The 23155-nt window shown below is 64.2% G+C and carries 20 protein-coding genes and 2 pseudogenes; 15 read left to right on the forward strand and 7 right to left on the reverse strand.

Translation table 11 applies throughout. The features are described from left to right. Positions 1-66: 66 nt before the first annotated feature. The 4 genes from pilV to HWX14_RS27790 form a co-directional block, all read right to left on the reverse strand. Positions 67-1662, reverse strand: coding sequence for a shufflon system plasmid conjugative transfer pilus tip adhesin PilV (pilV, locus tag HWX14_RS27775; RefSeq protein ID WP_175885511.1), 1596 nt, complete (start codon positions 1660-1662; stop codon positions 67-69). A gap of 9 nt (positions 1663-1671) precedes the next feature. Then, entirely contained in the window at positions 1672-2463 is a 792-nt protein-coding gene (locus HWX14_RS27780) for an A24 family peptidase (protein ID WP_175885512.1), read from the reverse strand. A gap of 78 nt (positions 2464-2541) precedes the next feature. Beyond that, positions 2542-3099 (reverse strand): type 4 pilus major pilin, encoded by a 558-nt coding sequence (locus HWX14_RS27785; protein WP_175885513.1) that lies wholly within the window; start codon positions 3097-3099, stop codon positions 2542-2544. A gap of 425 nt (positions 3100-3524) precedes the next feature. Then, positions 3525-4070: a type 4 pilus major pilin gene (locus tag HWX14_RS27790; protein ID WP_208456192.1), complete on the reverse strand. Its 546-nt coding sequence runs from the start codon at positions 4068-4070 to the stop codon at positions 3525-3527. 1022 nt (positions 4071-5092) lie between these two features. Here HWX14_RS27790 and HWX14_RS27795 point away from each other — a divergent pair. The 3 genes and pseudogenes from HWX14_RS27795 to HWX14_RS36645 all read left to right on the forward strand — a co-directional run. After that, positions 5093-5317, forward strand: a complete 225-nt coding sequence (locus HWX14_RS27795) for a hypothetical protein (RefSeq protein ID WP_175885514.1) — start codon at positions 5093-5095, stop codon at positions 5315-5317. A gap of 95 nt (positions 5318-5412) precedes the next feature. Next, the gene (locus tag HWX14_RS27800; protein WP_175885515.1) at positions 5413-5955 is read left to right on the forward strand and encodes a type 4 pilus major pilin; all 543 of its coding nucleotides are present in this window, start codon (positions 5413-5415) and stop codon (positions 5953-5955) included. Positions 5956-6131: 176 nt separating this feature from the next. Further along, a pseudogene (locus tag HWX14_RS36645) lies at positions 6132-6654 on the forward strand (IS21 family transposase); the annotation flags it as partial. A 54-nt stretch (positions 6655-6708) separates the two neighbouring features. Here the strand turns inward: HWX14_RS36645 and HWX14_RS36650 are convergent. Next, positions 6709-6982 (reverse strand): annotated as a pseudogene (locus tag HWX14_RS36650) (IS3 family transposase); the annotation flags it as partial. Between the two features lie 1310 nt (positions 6983-8292). Between HWX14_RS36650 and HWX14_RS27815 the strand changes: the two are divergent. From HWX14_RS27815 to HWX14_RS27870, 12 genes are all read left to right on the forward strand, one after another. Continuing rightward, entirely contained in the window at positions 8293-8820 is a 528-nt protein-coding gene (locus HWX14_RS27815) for a type 4 pilus major pilin (protein ID WP_175885516.1), read from the forward strand. Between the two features lie 1017 nt (positions 8821-9837). Beyond that, positions 9838-10989, forward strand: a complete 1152-nt coding sequence (locus HWX14_RS27820; protein ID WP_175885517.1) for an acyl-CoA dehydrogenase family protein — start codon at positions 9838-9840, stop codon at positions 10987-10989. Further along, a complete protein-coding gene (locus HWX14_RS27825; protein ID WP_244130362.1) occupies positions 10986-11432 on the forward strand; it encodes a hotdog domain-containing protein in 447 nt (148 codons plus the stop codon). Before HWX14_RS27820 ends, HWX14_RS27825 begins: the two co-directional genes overlap by 4 nt. 23 nt (positions 11433-11455) lie before the next feature. Continuing rightward, complete coding sequence (locus HWX14_RS27830) at positions 11456-12445, forward strand: nitronate monooxygenase family protein (protein WP_175885518.1); 990 nt, start codon at positions 11456-11458, stop codon at positions 12443-12445. Between the two features lie 40 nt (positions 12446-12485). Beyond that, positions 12486-13622 (forward strand): prephenate dehydratase, encoded by a 1137-nt coding sequence (gene pheA / locus HWX14_RS27835; RefSeq protein WP_175885519.1) that lies wholly within the window; start codon positions 12486-12488, stop codon positions 13620-13622. Next, the gene (locus tag HWX14_RS27840) at positions 13619-14299 is read left to right on the forward strand and encodes a hypothetical protein (protein ID WP_175885520.1); all 681 of its coding nucleotides are present in this window, start codon (positions 13619-13621) and stop codon (positions 14297-14299) included. Before pheA ends, HWX14_RS27840 begins: the two co-directional genes overlap by 4 nt. Further along, positions 14296-14817, forward strand: coding sequence for a shikimate kinase (locus HWX14_RS27845; RefSeq protein WP_244130363.1), 522 nt, complete (start codon positions 14296-14298; stop codon positions 14815-14817). Before HWX14_RS27840 ends, HWX14_RS27845 begins: the two co-directional genes overlap by 4 nt. A gap of 164 nt (positions 14818-14981) precedes the next feature. Further along, on the forward strand, positions 14982-16430 hold the full coding sequence (locus HWX14_RS27850; protein ID WP_175885521.1) for an efflux transporter outer membrane subunit: 1449 nt from the start codon (positions 14982-14984) through the stop codon (positions 16428-16430). Next, the gene (locus HWX14_RS27855) at positions 16427-17671 is read left to right on the forward strand and encodes an HlyD family efflux transporter periplasmic adaptor subunit (protein ID WP_175885522.1); all 1245 of its coding nucleotides are present in this window, start codon (positions 16427-16429) and stop codon (positions 17669-17671) included. Before HWX14_RS27850 ends, HWX14_RS27855 begins: the two co-directional genes overlap by 4 nt. Positions 17672-17673: 2 nt before the next feature. Further along, positions 17674-19212, forward strand: coding sequence for a DHA2 family efflux MFS transporter permease subunit (locus HWX14_RS27860; protein WP_175885523.1), 1539 nt, complete (start codon positions 17674-17676; stop codon positions 19210-19212). A gap of 23 nt (positions 19213-19235) precedes the next feature. Beyond that, complete coding sequence (locus HWX14_RS27865; RefSeq protein ID WP_175885524.1) at positions 19236-20435, forward strand: arabinose transporter; 1200 nt, start codon at positions 19236-19238, stop codon at positions 20433-20435. Positions 20436-20540: 105 nt separating this feature from the next. Beyond that, a complete protein-coding gene (locus HWX14_RS27870) occupies positions 20541-21563 on the forward strand; it encodes an aldo/keto reductase (protein ID WP_175885525.1) in 1023 nt (340 codons plus the stop codon). Here the strand turns inward: HWX14_RS27870 and HWX14_RS27875 are convergent. Continuing rightward, a complete protein-coding gene (locus HWX14_RS27875; RefSeq protein WP_175885526.1) occupies positions 21560-22834 on the reverse strand; it encodes an FAD-dependent monooxygenase in 1275 nt (424 codons plus the stop codon). The two genes, HWX14_RS27870 and HWX14_RS27875, sit on opposite strands and share 4 nt — an antisense overlap. Continuing rightward, the gene (locus tag HWX14_RS27880; RefSeq protein WP_175885527.1) at positions 22831-23154 is read right to left on the reverse strand and encodes a DUF1330 domain-containing protein; all 324 of its coding nucleotides are present in this window, start codon (positions 23152-23154) and stop codon (positions 22831-22833) included. Before HWX14_RS27880 ends, HWX14_RS27875 begins: the two co-directional genes overlap by 4 nt. Position 23155: the final 1 nt, after the last annotated feature.

Genomic DNA, 23155 nt, shown 5'->3' on the forward strand with positions numbered 1-23155 from the left:
TTCTCCTCGCGCGTACGCGCGCACGAGTTTTTGTTCCTTGAAGTTATCAACCGGGAGGGCGGTGTATCAGTACACGTATGAGATGTGTGGATCAAGAGTGGTTACAAAATTGTAATGCTCCCCCGGCGCGGCAACAAACGTCGCAGAACAAGCATCAAAAGAAAGATGAACTATGTCGTACTCGTTTTTAGGATGCACCGGCCTAATATTAAGCGCTATCGGATACGTCCACATATGAGAGTTTCCATTTGAATCAGCCGGATATATAGCGACTAAACATCGGCGAACATTGACATCACCCACAACTGACGTCACCGTTACAAGTGCCGGCACATCATATTTATTAAAAAATCTACTAACGTAATGATCACCTTTTTCGGCCATACTGGTATATTCCGCATATCCCCTTAAATCGACGCCTCCTCCTTTCAAGAACTGCGTCCCGCCAACCACACTCCACCTCCTGCTCTTGCAGACCATGAGATCCCCCGCAGAATTTCGGTTGACTCGGCCATCTCCGCTACAGGCTGCGCCTTCTTTCATAGCGCCCCCCTGAAAGACTAAATCGCCTTTTTTTAGCGCGAGATCGTAACCTGCCACAACTGCGCCAGTGGTCTCGACACGCTGCGCTGATACGGTCCCGGTAACTGATTCATTCCCGCCGATCGATGAATTTCCTTTGATCGTCGAATTCCCCTCGACAGTCGAGTTCGCATGGACCTTCAAATTTCCGTCGGCCTCGATTTCACCCGCCCACAGAGCGGTCCGCTTTGACTTAGGGTCGCCAATAGTGAACCAACCGTATGATGAAATCGCGACCGAAACCGGATCAGCGTTACTCGTCTTACCGAACTGAATTCGGTTGACGCCGTTTATCTGACCACTCCTGGTCATATTCACGGAGCCGACGTTATTGACGCTGTTCGAATTCATATCGACATCGGTCTCCATCCGGTTCAACTCCGGATGATCCGCTACGACCTTTCGATGGAGGAGGCCATCCTGGTCGGGATTGTCGCTCGTCGACTCACCAAAATCCGGTACGTACATGATCTGGCTTATGTCGCTTGTAAGAAGCTTGCCGTTAAGCCAGAAGGTGTCCAGGCTGGACGGGTCATTCACCTGTCCGTTTGCGTCCCAGTAAGTGGGTTTGTTACCAACAACTCCCTTGACACGATTCCAATCGAAATAAAAGCCGCCAGCACCGATCAGCTTCGCCACTTTTCTCGAATGCGTGCCCACATCGGTGGCGCCATTCGTATAAATGATCGTGTCGACGCGCTTGCTGCCGTTGGGCAGCGTGACGACGCGAAGCCTTCCTCCATACGTCTGACCGAGCGGATTGACCGTATTCTCATCGAGGCCGGCCGGCAGATAGGGCTTCACCTTGTCCCATGGAACCTTCACCGCGCCGTCCTTTTCCTTGCTAAGCGTGGCTTGATTGGCATCCACGTATTGCTTGACGGCATCGCCAAGCCGTCGCATCTGGCCTGCTACCATCTTGTTGGCGACATAATCGTTATAGCGCCCCAGCCAGACCGCAGCCACGCCCAGCATCGACGTGATGACGATCAACGCGACGATCACTTCCAGTAACGTAAAGCCCGCACCGGATCGCCGCGCGGGAAACGCTCTTCCTGTATTCAGTCCTTTCCGCTGCATAACTCGATCTCACGAAACATGAAGCGCGACGCACAAGGCTCCGACCGCCAGCGACGGACCGAACGGAACCTGCACGCCACCGCGCGCTCCGGTGCGAATGCGCGCGAGCATCATCAACGCAGCGGCAACCGCCACCGCGATAACCACGATCGGTACGATCGCATTGAATCCAAGCCACGCGCCCAGCGCGGCCAACAGCTTTGCATCGCCCATGCCCAGCGCCTCGCGCCCGACGATACGTGCGGATACCTTCGCTACCAGCCATAGAAAGACGTAACCGGCGACAGCTCCCGCCAGCGACGCGGCGGGACTGACGAACCCCGGGCCGGCGTTGAACGCGATGCCAAGGCCCAGCAGGGGCAACGTCAGAACGTCGGGCAACACCAGATGATCGACATCGATCGCACTGAGCGCGATCAGGAAGGCCGACAACAGACATAGTCCAACCCACGCATAGCCCAGGCCCAGCTTCATCCCCGCGGCACCGAACAACACCGCCGCAAGCCCCTCGATGAGCGGGTAGCGTGCCGAAATTCGCAGCCTGCAATGTCGACACCGTCCGCGCAGCAGCAGGTAACTCAGAAGCGGGACGTTGTCCCTCGCCGCAATGGCCTTGCGGCAACGCGGGCAGCGCGATCGGGACAGACACACACTCTCGCTTGCTGCTGCACCGGGTTCCGCAAAGAGCTTGAGCGGCACCCGGTGAATCACGACATTGAGAAAGCTGCCGACGCAAAGCCCCGTAAACACGCCAACCGTGACCGCAAATGCCGGGCAGGAAAAAATTTGCGCAAAAGTCATGGACTCCTCACTGACTGGTACGCTTCCTGTCGAGGTAACCGTCAGGTGACGCGACCTGCGTCGCGTCACTCACGCGAGTCAACTCGTCGACACGAAGGTGAGAATATTCTTGTCAGCTTTGCAGGCATCGCCGATAGCACTGAGGCTGGTAGCCGACGTGATCTCGGCACTCCCTGCCGTCAGGCTCGACCAGCCCGCATTCCGCAGCTTGAGAACCAGCTGCTGACAAGCCTCGGGGGGGACATCGCCATACTTGATCGAGTAAGTCTGGTTGCTGTCACCGTGCGCTTTGATCTCTACTTCGCCGTTCCAGGTATTCTTGATGGTCGACGTCGTCTCGTCACCCTGGGTAGTCGTCGATACGGTCATCGTGGCCGGAACGGCCTTGTACTGCACCGCGATCGAATTCTTAAGGCCCGCATAGCCATTCGCGCCGTTCTTGAGGTTCCTCAGGTTGGCCGACATCTGCGTAATGTTCTCCGCTTCGGTCGCAATCTCCGAAGAACGGAACAGCTTGCCGATACCCGCGGCTGCCGCCGCCAGAATGACGATACCGACGATCATCACGACCAGGGCCTCGACCAAGGTAAAGCCCTGTTGCCCGCCATGACGGGGGACTGACTTGTTACTATGCATGCTGCAATTCCATAAAAAGATCGCGGATCAAGGGGCAACGACAAATTCGAGCGCATTGGCGTCGTCCTTGCTCGCATCCGAAATTAGCCGTTCGCGCCATTCTTGAAGTTGCCAGGATCGGCAGATATCTGCACATGCTCCGGCCTCGGTCGCAATCGCCGACGAGCGGAACAACCTGCCGATACCTGTCGCTACCGCGGTCAGAACATCGATACCAACTCGATACCGGCACTCGTCACGACCAACGCCTCGACTACGGCAGCGCCCGCTTTCCTCTCGATACCGCCCTTTGCGATTTGCCGTTAGCCACTCGACTCCAACTATCGGGTGGGGCAAGCGAGCGAAATCGTCGGATCGCGCGAAGCCCTCCCCACCCGAACCCGATCAACAGCAGTGCCAACCGGGCCGCTTACCCATCCGGGCGATCAGCTCGACGACACGAACGTAAGCGTGGTCGAATCGCCGGTACAAGCGGTGCCGATATCCGTAAGACTCGTCGTCGACGTGATGTCGGTTGTGCCCGCCTTCACGCTGGCCCAGCCCGCGTTGCGCAGCTTGAGCGCAAGCTGCTGACAGGCTTCGGCGGGCACCCCTTGGTACTCGATCTGGTATGCCTGATTGCTGTTTGCTGCCGTGATATTCACCGCGCCATTCCAGGTATTGAAGAGGTTCGTCGCTCCTTTATCGCCGGTGCTCGTAGTCATCGTTGCCGGAACAGCCTTGTACTGCACTGCCAGCGCATTGCTGAGGCCGGTGTAACCGTTCGCGCCGTTCTTGAGGTTCTTCAAGGTAGCCGACATCTGCGTGATGTTCTCTGCTTCGGTCGCAATCTCCGAAGAACGGAACAGCTTGCCGATACCCGCTGCAGCAGCGGCGAGAATGACAATGCCGACGATCATCACGACCAACGCTTCGATCAGGGTAAAACCTTTCTGCCCGTCGACTCGGGACACTGACTTGTTGATACTCACTTTTTCTTACTCCGTGTGAAACCCCAAAAAATAGAACAGCACCGGAAAATCGCCACGGCACCTGCTCCGCAAGAACTCGGCTGTAGAGCGGGAAGGCGGGGGTATCTACGAACGGATTGCGTTACGTCAACCGCCACCATGTTCGGATCAGATCTTTTGGACCCTCTCGTCGACATATGCCGCAAGGCATCTCCTCGATCATGCGCCGGCTCAATTAACCTCTCGCTACGCCGTTATCGCAGCATCGCAACTTCCCGGATATCCGGATGCGATATCAACGTATGAAAGCGTGCTAGATTGTGCGGCTAGCAGGGCGCGGGCAAAATCGACCATGGATTAAAAGAACGTCGACAAGCGCCCAATTTTTTTAAAAAAAATAGGCCTTGTCTTATTTCCATTCACCCAAAGATCCCGACACTCGGCACCCGACAAGAGGCAGCGGTCAACCGAAACCTTGATGCCGCGATCAACTCAACGAGACAGGGCCAACGACTCAGAATCACAACTCGATTGACACAGGTGCCAAACCATGTGCTTGATATTTTCGTCGAGCCGCAGCGAACATCGCACTTCGAAAACCGGCGAACAGTGTTCACCTCACAACGGATCGAGCAAGCGAGAATTCCAAGAAGCAGAGCATCACCTCCCGCGACGACGATGAAGTATTGCGCCCTGCCGAGTCGTATTGTCCAGACACGAAGCATGAGGCGCATGCATGTTCAACAATTTCTGGACAGTTCGGATTTCAACTCGCCCGACAACGTCTCGCGCATACTTGCTCCGAAGCCGTACGTGACAGCTCTACCACGTTCTTGGCGGCGTCAGCCCGGATGGGAGACCGGGGTGGTCAGTCGCTTTACACAACCTGTAGGTCGCGACCGCCCACACATCAACAGCACTTCCGTACGGTCCTGCGATCTACGGTGATCGTCGAGACACATCAACTCTCTGAAACTGGCCTGTGTCGTGCCAGCGGGGTCCTGCACCGAACCGCTCGGCACACGATCATCCCACCGTCTTTCATGCATGCAGCCGTCACGCGGCTCGGCACCTGCCCCCGCAAGCCCGGCCCGAATCGCATCGGCCATCATGGCCGACCGCTTATCGAAGATCAAACCGCGTTCCGGTCGTGCACCGACATGCCGCTCGAGCCCGATTTCATAGGCGACAGCTTATTTGCGTACAAAAAACAGGCGCAGGACGACATCGCTTTAGGAATCGGCCGATTTTCTGCGTGCCGGGTGTAGTGCGAAAATAGCGCACTCGCGTATGTGGAATCGGTGCGAATCGATGCAATTCATCCGCACGCTCCTTTCCAATCTTCCAATTATAGTAATAGTCCGTGACTACAAAAGAATCAGATTCCCTATTTGAGGGGCAGAAAGGTTTTACCCTGGTTGAAGCGCTGGTCGTCATGATTGTCGGCATCATCATTCTAGGCGCGGCTGCCGCTGGCATCGGTAAACTCTTCCGCAACTCGGAAGTTTCGACGGAAACGTCGAACATCTTGCAGATGCGCGCCGTACTGAGGGATCTCGTCGGCGACGGCAATCACGGCTTCAAGGATATGACAAATGCGCTCGCGATTCAGTACAAGGCCATCCCGACCAACATGATGATTCAGGGTGACGAAAAGATCTACAACAGCTGGGGTGGGTTGGTGAATATCGGACCAACTGACAACGGGGAGAGCCTCTTTATCGACTACTACAATGTTCCCCCAGACGCTTGTCAAAGGCTGGTCCTCGCATTGGGAAGCAGCTTGAAACGAATTCAAATAAACGATCAGCCGATTCCGGAAAACGTGACCCTTAAAGATCTCGGAACCCGTTGCGATGCCGGCGGCAAGGATGGCAACAAGATCGCGTTCGTGAGCGACCGCTAGCCTCTGTCTCCTCGCTTATCCGCGGCGCTCGCAGTACCAGCAATACTTCCATTCTGCATCTGTGATGCGCTGCGACCATCAAGGAAGTGACAGCAACCAACTGAAGCCGTTTCGTGTCGCAGTCCTGCATCAGCCCACCCAGGAGAATCATTTAGCCGTCTTTCGTGCCGACGGTGGTTTGCAGGCACTTGGGTATTTCTCACAACACGATGGCGCGATACCTGCCAGCCGAGGAAGTGCCGCGTTACAAGCCGCGTGAACAGTGGCCAACCAGGTTTGGATCGTTCGAGGCGTACATCCTCAAGCACATGAGCGCCGCGCTGCTGCGCGTTTCAGGAACGGACACGAGTCCGCGCTCAAGGCAGAAGACCCGGTCGTGAGATTCGAGACCGAGCCTGGTCGACAGATGCAGCGTGATATCGCAGTCTTTCGCCGAGGCGCCGGTCGTCTTGTCATCATGCGCTGCATGGCATTCCTTGCGAAACCCGCTACGACAACGCCCGGACCATCGTCGGCTACCACGATGCATATGGTGACGGTCAACATCGCTGGCACGCCAGGCTCCTCGATCTGGCCACGCGGTACGGCTTCCAGCCCAGACGGTGCCAACCGTACCGCGCTCGGACCGAGGGCAAGATCGAACGATGCCACCGCTATCCGTGCAGCAATTTCCATGCGCCAGCCAGCTCATTGCCTCGCGGTCGCAGCGAAATCCCAAGCCATCCGAACATCAACGGCGGTCGCGGCCACTTAGCCATCGAGCCGACGTTGCGGCCGGGATGAGCGTGCATGATGCGATAGATGTACTTCGCAGTGACGGGCGCCTGTCCGACGGCAATGCGTTCATTGCGCAGCGAGCCCCGCACCCGGCGATAGCTATTGGCGGGCAAATCGCGACGACTCGGCGAATTTATTCGACCACGCTCACATCGTCGGTCTGTGGTGATTGACGGCCATCGCGCCACGTCATCGGACACGACAGTCGTACCGATACGTCCGGGCGCGACACGCCGAAGACTTCACAAAGCGGGGCACTGGCCGTCTATATGAACGCTTCCCGTCCGGGAAGGCCCTCTCGTGCGTTGATTGGCAGTCGCGATCAGCCACAAGCTCCGGCAACGAACGTTAGAAACGAGCACCAGCGAAAAAATCACCATTGACGCGCGCCTCAGCACTTCAACCGAGTCGTTGGATGCGAAATGATCAATTTCACCTCGTCACGAAACCGACAGGAACTCAAGTCTGTTGGCGGGTGCTTTACAAGCCTCACCGATTGCATTGAGGTCGGTAGTTGAATAAATCCTGGTCCCTCCAACCTTTAAGGTTTCCCAAAAGGCCCTGTGCAACAGGTTTCCCGTCCTCAACTTGAGCACAAGCTGCTGACACGCCTCCGGGGGAACTCCATCGTATGTAATGTAGAAAGAATTACCATCGCTCGCAGCCTTGATCGTCACGGCGCCATTCCAACTATTAAAAATGCCGGCCCCATCGGCGCTCGTCGACATATCCGCCGGGATGGCTCCATATTGCACCGCGAGCGCATTATTTAAATCCTTATATCCACCCGAACTTTTTAAATTCTTCAAATTTGTCGTTATTTTAATAGATGATCGGCCTCCGTCGAAATTTCCGAAGTACGAAATACTTTACCAATGCCCACCGCTGCCGCCGCCAGCATTACGATGCCAACAATCGTTACGACCAGCGCCTCAATCAGGGTAAATTCTTTCTAATGGGCAACCTGGGGCGACAATTCATCCGCATTCATTTACTTCACACTCCACACAAAAATCACATTTGACCGCCATTAGCGGAATTCCAAATGATTAGCCGCACAAAAATAAAATCCAATCATCAATTAAAGCATTTACACCAAAAAATCGGCAAAGAATTTTAAAATACAATAAAAGTCTGGCATATCAGCCGATTCCCATTTATATGCCAGCCAAATCCCATTTTTCTGTTTTCGTGATGGAGTTTCCCGCCGGATGACCAGAAGACGTCGAGCTCTTGCCGACGCCACAGCCGGCCACTACCACTTTCCGGTCAGGCAGCGCTGTCGCACCAGTTGCTTGGGTCGCTTTGCCGCATCCCTAACGCGCGCCTGCCCCGCAAAAATCAAATCCGTGCTCTTGCATTGCCCGACGTACTGCTCGAATTCAGATTTATAGGAAACGGCCTATTTTCGAGACACAAAAATCGGCGTTGAACGATACTGCTTTAGGCATCGGCCAATATTCCTTTCCGTTAACAAACAGTATCCTTCTTCGACGAACCGGCATCACACATTCGCCCGTACGTCATCGAGGCGAGCAAAACTCTATGGAGCAATAGCATATGATTCGCAACAAATCAGTTCCTCGACTCGACAATCAGCGAGGCTTTACCTTAATTGAGACTCTGGTTGTAATGATCGTCGGCATCGTCATGCTAGCCGCGGCAGCAGCCGGCATCGGCAAACTGTTCCGTGCGTCGGAGATCACGGAGGAAGCATCGAACATTATGCATATGCGGGCGCAACTAGACGAACTTAACAAACAGAATCACTTCAAAGGCATAACCAATGATTTGGCGATTAAATTCAATATCGTCCCGGCCAACATGGCGGTACAAGGTAGCAATATAAGTAACGTATGGGGTGGCATGGTGAGATTTGGGGCGCCGACAAACGGAAAACGTGTCTCCATTGATTATTTTGGCGTGCCTGCCGACGCTTGTCAGCAGCTTGTCCTTAAAATTGGAAATGCAGGCTGGGATCATGTCAACATTAACGACAACTTGCTTTCGTGGCCTCTTACGCTGATGAATGTCGGTGCAGAGTGTAAGGACGGAAACGGTAACAAGTTAACGTTCGTACCTCGGTAATCTTGCGCTCTCAAAGGCGTACTTTACGCTTGAGCTGAACGTCGGGACGCCAATGGGAGCACATCTGTACCAAGTAATACCGAAAGGCGGTCGCCCCACCTCTGCCACGCGTCTCGCATTTGGGCGTCGTAATCCAATCTCGGATAGATGCGATCAAGCGGATTTTTGCGAACATGGTTGAGGCGTCTATGCTCGACGCTTTCAGGGACGCCTATGGACTGCATCATCGTTCCGCATATCCGACGCAAGTCATGGCATTTCCATTGACCGCCTGAGACAGTTAGACCGTCCTTTACCATCGTGCCGCCTTCGGTCGACGCGTCCTTGGGGCGTTGGCGGTCATGTATCACCATGCAAACTCTATTGATGCCGAGGTGTGGATTCTTACCCTGTCGAGACGGAAATCCCTATTGTCGGCGTGCGTCACCCTCGGGCAGTCCGGCGCGCACGGTTTGCTGGGCAACGAATCGCGCAAGCGCGAAGTCTGACAGATGAATCGAGAATCGCCGCTTTCGATTTCGTTTACGCCTTTGGGATCGTCCGCGTCCGCGCCTTGAAATCAAGGTCAGTCCATCGCGTCATGGCCGTCTCACCGAGACGCGTACCCCATGCGAGCATCATCCAAACCACTGACTCTATGGAACGTGACGGGCGTGCGGCCGGCATGAGTTGCCCCAAGCACGCGAATTTCATCCTCCGTAAGCGGGCGGCGCGTTCCTCGTCGCTTCGTTGATGGTGTCGATTGGCGCCCCTGTTTTTGACCTCGTCTCAAAACGAAACGACTTCAAGCGGCTTCGGGCTGCGTCTGCCAATTCCCTCCGCCGACAAGCAATCCTGCTCGGCCACCCCCCCCAATCCCCCCTTGGTGATGCGATTTCGTCGGCTTCGTGCCGTCATGCCGCCACGAACGCGGTCCCCTCCCGAGTCGATACGGCCGATTGCGAAAACTGACAGTTTCTCGCGCTCGGGGTTTTGGATAGATTGGCCGTACCGTATCCGCATCGCCTCAGGGACACCATGAACTTCGAAGCCACCCCGGATCAACGCGCCGCTGCCGCCACCTATCGCGCCATTGCACTGCGTCACTTCGCGCCGTCGCCGCGCCGCGGCTTCGACTGGGCAACCTGGCGCGCGCTGTCCGAAGCAGGGTTGTGGCGCTTGCTCGCCGCCGATCGCGACGCAGGCGCGGACTCGTCGTCGAACGGGTTCATCGCCGCATTCGAGGCGATCGTGACCGCGACGCGATCCGTCGGCTTCGCGATGGCGCTGGCGAATCAGGCAACCGTGATACGCGCACTGCAACGCCACGGCACGCCAGCACAGCGCGACCGGTTCCTGCCGGCCCTGATGTCCGGCGCGGTGGCCGCCACCGCGATTTCCGAAAAAGGCACCGGCACCGAGATCCGTGCACTGCAGACCCGCGTCGCGCCGGACGGCCAGGCATTCCGCCTCGACGGTCACAAGTACAACATCAGCCACGCACCCGACGCGGCACTCATCCTCGTCGCCGCGAGCGTCACGCACGAAAGCCGATCCGGCACGGCGCTGGTGCTTCTCGATCCGCAACGCGCCGGCGTGACGCGCAGCGCGCCTCAGGAAACCCTGGGCGTCGCCGATCTGCCGATCGGAGACATGACGTTCGACGGTGTGTCTGTCGGCACGGACGATTTGCTTTGCAGTCCAAAGGATGGATTGCGCATTCTGATGGACATCGCGTCGATGAACCGGGCGTTGTTCGGGCTGCTGTGCGCGGACGTGGTCGGGCCGTTCCTCGACGACGCACTCGCCTACGTCCGCGAACGCGGTGCGCTCGGTGTCACGCTCGACCATCATCAGCACGTGCAGCGGCGGCTCGTCGACATTCACGTCGGTTCGGAACGCTCGCGCTGGATGGCACTCGCCGCACTCGACCAGTTGCGCGCGGGCGACCCGTCCGCGCTCGCCAGTTGCTCGATCGCGAAACTGGGCGGCGCCCGCGATCTGACCCAGGCCGCGCTGCACCTGCTCGCGATCTACGGCAGCGACGGCTATCGCCGCGGCCCGATCGCGGCCTTCGTCGCCGACGCACTCGCGATGGGGACGGCGGGCGGCACCGAAGAGATGCACGCCCGCAACATCTTCAACCAGATGCAGCGCCGCGCGACCGCGTCGCACATGCACGCGGCGTGATCGCCCGTTTTTCCTTTACCGTCCTGAATGAGTCTGCCTTGACCATCCAGCCCGGCCTCCGTGCCCGCGCCACGCACCGCGTCGATACGATTTCGCTTGCAGATCAATGGGGCGGCGAAGCGCACGCGCTGGCCAGTCCGATCATGATCATCTTCATCGAGCAGACCTGCATGCAGGCCACCGATCACCTGCTCGGCGCCGACCTGATGACGGTCGGCTACAACTTCGAGATCAAGCATCTGGCTCCGACGCCTCCCGACTGGGAAGTCACGGTCGACGCCGAGCTGGTCGCCGTGGAAGGCCGCATGATGACCTACAAGGTATCGGTTCGCGATGCGGCCGGCGTCGTCGGCGAAGGCATCCATACACGCTGCGCGGTCGGTCGCGACGGTTTTCACGAGCGGCTTGCCGAACGCCGCGACCGCGCACCGGTCGCGCAATGAGCACCGACGGAGGAGACACCCCGATGCGCCCGCCGCTGCTGCCTGACCTGCGCCTGCCGCTGATCGCGGCGCCGATGCTGATCGCCAGTTACCCCGAGATGGTGCTGGCCCAGTGCAAGAGCGGGATCGTCGGCACCTTTCCCGCGCTCAACGCCCGGCCGAGCGCGCAGCTCGGCGACTGGATCGATCGAATCGACGCGGAACTGGCCGCGCATCGCGCCGCCCATCCGGACGCGTGCGTGGGGCCGTACGCGGTCAATCACATCTGCCATCAGAGCAACACGCGGCTCGACGCCGACCTGCGGATCTGCATCGACCGGCGCACGCCGATCCTGATCACGAGCCTGCGTGCACCGTCGCGCGAGATCGTCGACGCCGTGCACGCGTACGGCGGTGTCGTGCTGCACGACGTCACGACCGTACGACACGCGGAGAAAGCGCTCGCAGCCGGCGTCGACGGCCTGATCCTGGTCGCGGCGGGAGCGGGCGGGCATGCCGGCACGCTGTCCCCGTTCGCGCTGGTATCGGAGGTTCGACGCTTTCATGACGGCTTCGTCGCGCTGTCCGGCGCGATCGCCACGGGCGCGGCCATCGCGGCGGCACGGGCATTGGGGGCCGACTGCGCGTACATGGGCACCCGCTTCCTGGCGTCCCGCGAAGCCAACGTGGCGCAGCGCTACAAGGACACGATCGTCGAGGCCACCGCCGCCGACATCGTCTACACCGATGCGTTCAGCGGCGTGTACGGCAACTATCTGCGCCAGAGCATCGAGGCCGCGGGCATGGACGTGCGCAACCTGCCTCGCGCCGAGCACGCAAGTCTCGATTTCTCGCCCGAGTCCGGTGCCAGGCAGTGGCGCGACATCTGGGGCGCCGGGCAGGGCGTCGGCTCGATGGACACGGTGCCGGGCGTCGGGCAGATCGTCGCCCGCCTCGAGCTCGAGTACGGCATCGCGCTCGAGCGCATGCGTCACGAGTCCGCCCGCATCGGCCGGCCCGCGCTCGCGCAGTGACCGGACACCCGCCTTCCTTCGCTGCCTCCACGGTACCGCCATGACCCTCACCGCCACCGCCCTGCCCGCTCACGACCCGGTCGCGCCGCAGCGCGCGCAGATCGATGCCATCGACCGGAAACTGCTCGCGCTGATCGCGCGACGGATGCAGTACGCCGCGGAGATCGGCCGGGTCAAGGCGCTCGCCGGCCAGACGGTCCGCCAGCCGGCACGGGAAACGGAAATCGTCGCGCAGCTGTGCACCCGGCCGCACGGGCTGCTGCAGGAGCGCCACGTCGCGGCGATCTGGCAGGCGCTGTTCCGCGTCAGCCGCGAGTTGCAGCAGGTGCCGTCGATTGCGTTCCTCGGCCCGTCCGGCACCTTCACCGAGACCGCCATGCAGCGCTACTTCGGCACGCCGATCCGTCCGCATGCGTGCGACACGCTCGACGCCACCTTCGCCGCACTGGCCGCGGCGGACGTCGAATACGCGGTGGTGCCGATCGAGAATTCGACCGAAGGCGCCGTCACGCGCGCGATCGACCTGCTGGCCGACACAACCGCTCCGGTCGTCGGCGAGATCGTGCTGCCGGTCGCGCACTGCCTGCTGAGTGCATCCGGCACGCTCGACGGCGTCGATTGCGTGCTCGGCCATCAGCAGGCGCTGGCACAGTGTCGTGCGTGGCTCGACGCGCATGCACCGCGGTTGCGGCGCGTCCCTGTCGCGAGCAACGCCGCGGCCGCGTGCGAGGCAGCGAGCATGACGGATTGCGCGGCGATCGCCGGCGAGCGGGCGGCCGATCGATACGGATTGCGCATCGTGGCGCACGCGATCCAGGACGAACCCGGCAATCGCACGCGCTTCCTCGTCCTCGGCGGGCCGCCTGCCGAGCCGACAGGCTACGACCGCACCAGCCTTCTGCTGCAGCTCAACGATACGATCGGCGCGCTTGCCGGTGTGTTCGATGCGTTGGCGCGGCACCGGATCTCGGTGCTGTGGCTCGACGCGCGCCCCGGCCGCACCACCGGGTGGGCGTACCGTTTCTTCATCGACATCGACGGGCACCGGCACGACGCGCATGTCCTCGCCGCCCTGGACGACATCAGGACGATCGCCACCGACCTGCGCATCCTCGGTTCCTATCCGCGCGCGCTGATCGCCGATTCCGACGCCATTGCCGAGCCGAGCGCGACATGAGCGCCGCGTCCGCCAATGCCGCCGTCGCGCGCCGGGTACGGGCCATCTGCAACGGCCACGACGATCGCCTGCTGGTCCTGCTCGGCGTCGTGCCGCCGGCGCTGCGTCGGGATACCGGCGCATGGTTGCGTGCATTGCGTGCCGACTACGAGGACGAGCTCGAATTGCTGACGCACGTGCAGCGCGTTGCGGCACCGGAAGTCGACGACGCTGCGCGCGCCGCACTGCTTCGCCGGCTCGGCAGACTGCGGCTGCCGACGGCGCTGGTCGTCGACACGTCGGCGACGGCCTATGGTCGCTGGTGCACGCAGCACGGCGCCACCGCACACGGCTGGCGGCTGCTCGAGACCGCCCGCGGCGCGCCGCCCGTCGGCGGCGTACTGGTGCCCTGGCGCGACTGCCTCGCGGCGCCCGCGGCCTCGCGCCGCGTGCTCGCCGATTTCGGCAATGCGTGGGCCGGCATCGATGCGCGCGTCGCGGCGCTGACCGACGCGCTGCTTGCGAACGACGTGCAGCTCGGTGGCATCGCGCTGGGTGACCTGTCCGCGCAACCCGGGGCCATGCCCGTCTCGCCCGCCAGAATGACCGACGTCCTGGACCGCCTCGCCAATACGGTGCGCCAGCGCCGGATCACGGCGGCGACGCGCCGAACGCATTCGCTGTGGAACCGGCTGTGACGGCGGCCCCCCATCCGCGCATCGCGTTGATCGGCATGCCCGGCGCGGGCAAGACGACCGTCGGTGCGGCGCTCGCGGCGGCGCTCGGCCGCCCGTTCGCGGATTCCGACCGGGAGCTCGAGGCGCGCTTCGGTGCGCCGCTTTCCACGCTGTTTTCGATGCCGACGTTCCGCGCCCGCGAAGCCGACGTCATCGATGCGCTGTCGCGCCGCAACCCGCTGATCCTCGCCACCGGCGGCGGTGCGGTGCTGCGCGACGATACCCGCGCGCGCCTCAACGCGCGCTGCCACGTGATCTACCTGCTCAGCGACATCGACACGCTGTACCAGCGCACCCGGCATCATCCGGCGCGCCCACTCCTGAATGTGCGCGATCCGCGCACCGTGCTGACCGAGTTGCAGCAGGCGCGCGATCCGCTGTATCGGGCCTGCGCGCATCGCCTGCTCGACACGCGCGGCGCGTCGATCGACGAAATCGTCGCGGCTGCCCTTGCCGTCTCCGCTTCCGCCTCCGCCTGACGGCCGCGCCCCCGCGCGCGGCTCGCTCGCCTCCGCTTCCCGCACCCCGTCCCGCCGCCGGCGGTCCGCACTGCCATTTCTGTCAGTTGCTCCATGCTCGATATTATCTAAAGATATATTTTTAGATAGGTTGAATTCGTCAACCGGACTCGTGGAAACCGATCATGTCCAAGTTCCTTGCTTCGACCCGAAGATGGGGCCCGATCGCCTCTGCAGCCGTCACGGCGGCCGTGATGGCCGGCTGCGCCCCGTTCGGCCAGCAGCCGGACCCGCAGAAGATCACCGCGGTGACGCAGCTCGATCCGGGGATCGCGCTTCGGTCGGCCAGCGGCCGGGCCGACGTGGACGCGCATTGGTGGCGCGCATTCGGCGATCCGCAGCTCGACCGCGTGCTGGCCGACGCGCTCGCGGGCGCGCCGTCGTTGAAGGCGCAGCGCGCCCGGGTCGACGAGGCCCTCGCGCAAGCCGACGTCAGCGCGGCGGATTCGCTGCCGCTGCTCGGTGCATCGGCCAGCGCGATACCGACCCGGCTGCCGCGCAGCTACAACGTCCCGCCGCCCGCCGCGGGCCACTGGCAAGTCAACGCGCAAGCGCTGCTGAATGCGTCGTTCGATCTCGACATCGCCGGACGCCTGCGCGCACTGACCCGCGCCGCGACGCTGCGCGCGGGCGAACAGCAGGCGCTCGAACGCGCGGCCACCGTGTCGTTGCAGGCCGCGCTCGTCGAAACGTATCTGCAACTCGCGCTCGAGCTGCAATTGCTCGACATCGCGAACGATACGTTGCGTCAACACGAATATCTGCTGCGCCTCACCCGTCAGCGCGAAGCGGCGGGGCTCGACATGCCGGTCGCGGTCGCGCGTGCCGGCGAGCCGCTGCCGCTCGCCCAGGCCGACGTGGAGCGGCAGCACGCGGCCGTTGCGCTGCTGCGCCACCGGCTCGCGGCGCTGGTCGGGCGCGGGCCCGGCTACGCGGACACGCTCACGCCGTCACCCCGCGTGCTGCAGGCCGTCGCGCCGCTGCCCGCGACGCTGCCGGCCGCGCTCGTCGGACGCCGCCCCGACATCCTGGCGGCCCGCTATCGCGTCGAGGCCGCATCGGCCGACATCGATGCCGCGCGCGCGGCGTTCTATCCGGACATCAACCTGCTGGCATTCGCCGGCGTGCAGAGCTTCGGCTTTCGCGCGCTGTTTCACGGCAGCAGCGGCACATTCGGCGCGGGCCCCGCGATCACGCTGCCGATCTTCGAAGGCGGCAGGCTGCGCGCCGGCCTGCGCGCACAGACCGACGCCTACAACGCCGCCGTCGCCGACTACGACGACACCGTCGTCAATGCCCTCGCCCAGGTCAGCGACTCGCTCGTGCAGCTCGACGCGCTGGCGAGGCAGCGCGACCTGAATCGCGATGCGCTCGCGCAAGCCCGGCAGACCTACGACATCGAAACGCGGCGATACCAGAAAGGCATTTCCGGTTACCTCGACGTGCTGCTCGCCGAAACCCGGCTGCTTGAAGACCGTCGCTCGGTCGCTCGCGCCGACACCTCGCTTGCCGTCGAGCACGTCCGGCTGATCGCCGCACTCGGCGGCGCAACGAACCCTGGAGCCTCGCAATGAATCGCACCGACACCCCGCCGGCCGCGCCGGCAGCCGCGGGCGCGGCGTTGCCGCCGCCCGCCGAACACGCGCTGCGCACCACGCGGCGGCGCTACTTCCGCTGGTTCTTCATCGTGCTCGCATTGGCCGCGCTGGCCGGCGGCTACTGGTGGCTCGCGTCGCGCGGCACCGAGACGACCGACGACGCCTACGTGACCGGCGACGTCGTGCAGGTATCGCCGCAGGTCGCAGGCACGGTCGACACGATCATGGTGCAGAACGCGGAATGGGTGCGTGCCGGCGATCCGCTGTTCCGCATCGACCCGACCGATGCCCGGCTCGCGCTCGACGACGCCGTGGCCCAGCTCGCCCACGCGGTGCGCGAGTACCGCACCGCGCATGCCGACACCGCACGCGAGGCCGCACAGATCCTCCAGCGCAAGGCCGAGCTGTCGAAGGCATCCGACGATCTGCAGCGACGGCTGGGGCTCGCGCAGGACGGCGGCGTATCGCGCGAGGACATTCGCCATGCGCGCGACGCGATGACCAGTGCGTCCGCCGCGCTCGACGCGCAACAGGCCGCGTACGACGCATCGCGGGCCCGCGTGGACGGCACGTCGATCGACTCGAATCCGCTGGTGCGCGCCGCCGCCGCTCGCGTGCGCAGTGCGGCGCTCGCGCTGCGCCGCACCGAGATTCGCGCGCCGCTGGCGGGCCTCGTGACGCGTCGTGTCGTGCAGGTCGGCCAACACGTCGCGCCCGGCGCGCCGGCCATGGCGCTCGTGCCGCTCGACCACGTGTGGGTCGAGGCCAATTTCAAGGAATCGCAGTTGCGCGGGATGCACGCCGGGCAGGCCGTCGAGCTTCGCTCGGACCTGTATGGCGCGAACGTGGTATTCCACGGCCGCATCGAGGGCGTCGAGGCGGGCACGGGTTCGGCGTTCGCGTCGGTGCCCGCGCAAAACGCGACCGGCAACTGGATCAAGGTCGTGCAACGCGTACCCGTGCGGGTCGCGCTCGATCCCGGCGAACTGCGCGCGCATCCGCTGCGCATCGGCCTGTCGATGAACGCGTCGGTCGCGCTCGGCGACGGCGCGCCCGGCACCGCGTCGGCGTCCGTGCGCCCCGCGCCGGCCGCCCCGCCGCGCCCGATCGACGCGACGTCGATCTTCGACGGCGATGCGTCGGCCGGCGACGCGCTCGTCAACGACACGATCCGCGCGAACGACGGCGCGGCCGCACGCCGCGCGCCGGGAGCCTGAGCATGGCGCTCTTCACGCGGGCTGCGGCGCCGAAACTGCCGCTGGAGCCGATGCAGGGCCCGGCTCTCGTTCTGGTCGCGATCGCGATCAGTGTCGCCAACTTCATGCAGACGCTCGATTTGACGATCGCCAACGTCGCGGTGCCGACCATCGCCGGCGATCTCGGCGTCGCGCCCGACATGGGCACCTGGATGCTGACGTCGTTCGCGACGCCGCTCGCGATCACGCTGCCGCTGACCGGCTGGCTCGCGCAGCGCTTCGGCCAGGTGCGGCTGTTCCGGGTATCGGTCGTGCTGTTCGTCCTGACGTCGATCCTGTGCGGCCTCGCGCCGAATTTCGAATCGCTGCTGCTGTTCCGCGCGCTGCAAGGCGCGGCTTCCGGGCCGATCACCGCGCTCTCGCAGGCGCTGCTGGTGGCCGTCTTTCCGGCCGCGCGCCGCAACGTCGCCCTGTCGGTCTGGCAGACCACCACCTTCGTTGCGCCCGTGCTCGGCCCCATTGCCGGCGGCTGGATCACCGACAATCTCGCGTGGCCCTACATCTTCTACGTCAACGTGCCGACCGGGGCGCTGGTCCTGCTCGTGCTGACGCGCTTTCTCGGCCGGCGCGACAACCCGACCCGCCACCTTCCCGTCGATTTCGTCGGCCTGCTGCTGCTCGCCGCCGCATTCGGCTCGCTGCAACTGATGCTCGACCGCGGCCAGAACCTCGACTGGTTCGCGGCGATCGAGATCCGCGCGCTCGCCGTGCTCTGCGTCGTATCGTTCGTCGCGCTGGTCCTCTGGGAGCTGACCGATGCGCATCCGATCGTCGACCTGCGGCTGTTCGCGGATCGCGGTTTCACCGCGGGAACGATCGCCGTGACGGTCGGCTTCGGCGTCTACTACGGCGCGCTCGTGCTCGTGCCGCTCTGGCTGCAGACCGAGCAGGGCTACACGGCGACCTGGGCCGGCATCGCGACCGCGCCGCTCGGCATCGCGGGTATCGTGATCGCGCCGCTGATCGGGCGCATCCAGGGGCGCAGCGACCCGCGCCACCTCGCAACCGTGGCGCTGCTCGGCTGGGGCGCGGCGTCGTTCTGGCGCATGGGCTTCAATACCGACGTGACGCTCGGCGACATCGCGGCCAACTCGCTGCTGATGGGCGCGGCAACCGCGTTCTTCATCACGCCGCTCGTGTCGCTGTCGATCGCCGGGTTGCCGCGCGACAGGCTGCCGGCGGCATCCGGCGTGCAGAACGCGCTGCGCCGGATCGGCACGAGCGTCGCCACCTCCGTCGCGCCGACCTATTTCGAACGGCGCTCGCGCATTCACAACACTTACCTCGTCGATCGCATCACGCCGTTCGATCCGGCTGCCGGCGACTGGCTCGCGCGGCTCGAACATGCCGGCATGTCGCCGGCCGGCGCGCTCGCGTCGGTCAGCCGCTCGATCGACGTGCAAGCCCACATGCTCGCGCTCAACGATTTCTCGTTCGGTTGCCTGCTGCTGTTCGGCGCGACCCTGCTGACCGTCTGGTCCATCCGCTTCCGGCGCCCGTGACGCCGATCAACCGGTTCCTTCCGATGAACGCTCCCGACCTGCAGAACGTCGCCGCGCCCCACGTCGACCCGGCACGCACCGCCCGGTTCATCTGTTTCGGCGTCTTTCTCGGTGCGCTGACCTTCGGCTTCCTGCTGCCCGTCGTGCCGCTGTTCGTGCACGACACGCTCGGCTTCGGCACGCTCGTCGTCGGCACGGCGGTCGGCGCGCAGTTCCTCGCCACGGTGCTCACGCGGAGCCTCGCGGGGCGCCGCGCCGATCATCGCGGCGCGAAGCGCACGACGTGCGCGGGACTCGTATCGTGCGCCGTCGCGGGCGGCGTCTACGTCGCGAGTGCCGCGGCGCCGGCCGGCCCGGACGCCCGTCTCGCGCTGCTGATCGCCGCGCGGCTCCTGTCCGGACTCGGAGAAAGCCAGCTCGTCACCGGGGCGCTCGCGTGGGGCATCGGCACGCTCGGTGCGAGCCGCTCGGGCCGCGTGCTGTCGTGGACCGGCATGGCGCTCTACGGCGCGATCGCGCTCGGCGCGCCCTGCGGCATGGCGCTCGCGCGCGCCGGCGGGCTGGCAGCCGTGGCGGTCGCCACGATCGTACTGCCCTGCGCGGCACTCGCGGTCGTCGCCCCGCTGCCCGCCGTCGCCCCCCAGCCGGGCCTGCGGGTGCCGCTGTCCCGCGTGCTGCGCATCATCGCGCGGCCCGGATGCAGCCTCGCACTGCAGGGCGTCGGCTTCGCGGCGATCGGCGCGTTCGTGACGCTGCTGTTCCATGCGCGTCGATGGGACGGCGCGGCCCTCGCACTCAGTTGCTTCGGCGGCGCCTTCGTCCTGGTCCGTGTCCTGTTCGGCCATTTGCCCGACCGGTTCGGCGGCTATCCGGTCGCGCTCGCCGCGCTCGCGGTCGAGACGATCGGCCAGGGGCTGTTGTGGGCGGCCCCGACCTCCGGGGTCGCGCTCGTCGGCGCGACCGTGTCCGGCCTCGGCTGTTCGCTGGTCTTTCCCGCGCTGGGCGTCGCCACCCTCCGGCACGTGCCGGCGCAGGCGCGCGGCACCGCGCTCGGCGGCTTCACGGCGTTCCAGGACGTCGCCTATGCGTGCACCGGTCCGCTCGCGGGCTGGATCGTCGCGCGTACCGACTATCCGTCCGCCTTCGCCGTCGGCGCCTGCGCCGCATTCGCCGGCGCGCTGCTGACCGGGTGGCTGATGCACACCGATCGGTCGCCGCCGTGAGCCCCGTCGGACGGCCGGCGCATGGTCGGCCGTCCGCGCACCTGTATCCGCCGCCGTCGCGGCGCAATCGCGCAGTCCTTCACACCTCGACAAGGAGTACAGATCATGGAATACCGAACCCTCGGCGGAACCGGCTTCAAGGTCCCCGTTCTGAGCCTCGGCACCGCGACGTTCGGCGGCGGGAACGCATTCTTCCGGGAATGGGGCAACACGGACGCGAGCGGCGCGCGCGAGCTCGTCGACATTGCGCTCGACGCGGGCATCTCGATGTTCGACAGCGCGGACGTCTATTCGGACGGGCTCGCCGAAGAGCTGCTCGGCCAGGCGATCGCCGGCCGACGCGATCGCGTGATCGTCTCGACGAAGGGCACCTTTCGGCTCGGCGAGGGCCCGAACGACGTCGGCTCGTCGCGCCACCATCTCGCCAATGCCATTCACGGCAGCCTCAGGCGGCTCGGCACCGATTACATCGACGTGTACCAGCTGCATGGCTTCGATGCCCAGACGCGCGTCGAGGAAACCCTGCGCACGCTCGACGATTTCGTGCGCGCCGGCAAGATTCGCGTGATCGGCTGCTCGAACTTCTCCGGCTGGCATCTGATGAAGTCGCTCGCGGCCGCCGATCGCGACGGGCTCGCGAGGCATGCCGTGCACCAGGTCTACTATTCGCTGATCGGCCGCGACTACGAAACGGAACTGATGCCGCTCGCGCTCGACCAGCAGGTGTCCGCCATGGTCTGGAGCCCGCTCGGATGGGGGCGCCTGACCGGGCTGATCGGCCGCGGACGGCCGTTGCCGGAGACGAGCCGGCTGCACAAGACCGCCGGCGAAGGGCCGCCCGTCGCGGATGCGCTGCTGCACCGCGTCGTCGATGCGCTCGACGAGATCGCCGCCGAAACCCGCAAGACGGTCGCCCAGGTCGCACTCAACTGGCTGCTGCAGCGGCCGTCCGTCGCGAACGTGATCATCGGTGCCCGCAACGCCACGCAACTGCGCGAAAACGCGCAGGCCGCCGGTTGGGCATTGACGCCCGACCAGGTGAAGCGGCTCGATGCCGCCAGTACGACGCCACTCCCCTATCCGTACTGGCACCAACGCGGCTTCGAGCGCAACCCGGCACCCGTCTAATACGATGCGGGCGCGCGCCCCATCAGCGGCGACGGATACGGCGGTGCCGCACGCGTCGCCGCCGCCTGCATGCGCGCGGCGAGCGGCGACGCGCCGACCAGCCAGTCGAGCTCGACAGGCAACGGGGGCAGCGCGGGCGACGCGTGCGCGGTCAGCGCATCGTAGCCGAACACCCAGTCCGGCTCGGTCGGGCCGTGCATGAAGGTATTCGCGGCGGAAACGCGATGCACTTCGCCCAGTCGCGCGACACGGCACTGCGCATACGTCGAGAACGCACTCGCCGCGCTCGACGCGCCGATGAGCGCACGCAGCAGGACCGTCGCGTCCTCGAGCGCCATCGCCGCGCCCTGCGACATGAACGGCCGCATCGGATGACAGGCGTCGCCGATCAGCACGACGCGCTCGTTGCCGAACTCGAACTGCGGCGAACGTTCGAACAACGCCCACTTCATCACCGACTCGCGGGGTGCGCATGCGAGCATATGGCGTACGGCCGGATGGAAATCCGCGAAGATCGCCTGCATCTCGTCGACGTCGCCCGGCATCGACGAGGCCTGCGTGGGCCACTCGTCCTGCGGTGTCATCGCCGCGAAATAGAATTCGCGGCGCGCCCGATCGAGCCAGTACGACAGCACGAATTTCCGGTCGCCCCACCACTTGGTCAGATCCTCGACCGCCCGTTCGCCGAGCAGCGCACGCGGATAGGCGCCGCGAAACGCGACCTGCCCGGAGAATTCCGGCGCCTCGAAACCGCGCAGCGCCTCGCGCACGCGCGAGCGCAAACCGTCCGCGCCGATCACCAGATCGGCGGTTTCGCTCGAACCGTCCTCGAACGTCAGCCGGATCGCGTCGCCCGCCGTGTCCAGACCGGCGAGACGCTTTCCCCACGCGATCGTCGCGGGCGCCACCGCCGACAACAGCGCGGCATGCAGGTCGGCGCGCTTGAGCGTCACGAACGTCGCGCCGAAGCGTTGAATCGCGCCTTCGCCGAGCGGCAGCCGATACAGCAACTCGCCGTCGGCCGCCTGCCGGTTGGCGAACGCGTCCGGTTCCTGGCCGGCCCATAGCGCCTGGCGATGCACGCCGAGCAGCCGCATCACCCGCATCAGGTTCGGGCTCAGATGAATGCCGGCCCCCACTCGCGCGAAGGCCGGCGCCTGCTCGAACAGCCGCACGGCATGGCCGGTCCGTTGCAGCATCGCGCCGAGCGCGCATCCGCCGATGCCCGCGCCTACGATCGCGATGCGTGTCGCCGAAGTCGTCCGGGTCATCCGCGCTCTCCCGCGGCCGGCGCCGACGCCGACGCCGCGCCCTGCACGATGATGCCGATCGTGCGCGCGGTGCGTTCGCGAATTTCCCGTGCGCGGCGATAGCCGTCGGACTCGTACCACGCGTGGGCCCGCTCGATCGAATCGAATTCGAGCACCACGACGCGCCGAGGCGACCACGCGCCTTCGAGCGTGGCCGCGTCGCCGCCGCGCACCAGGAAACGCCCGCCGAATTCCGCGACGGTCGGCGCGCCGATCTTCCGGTAATCCTCGTAGCCGCGTGCGTCGTGAACGTCGATGTCAAACACGATATATGCCGTCATG

Source organism: Burkholderia sp. BCC0044, assembly GCF_902832955.1.
Lineage (GTDB): Bacteria > Pseudomonadota > Gammaproteobacteria > Burkholderiales > Burkholderiaceae > Burkholderia.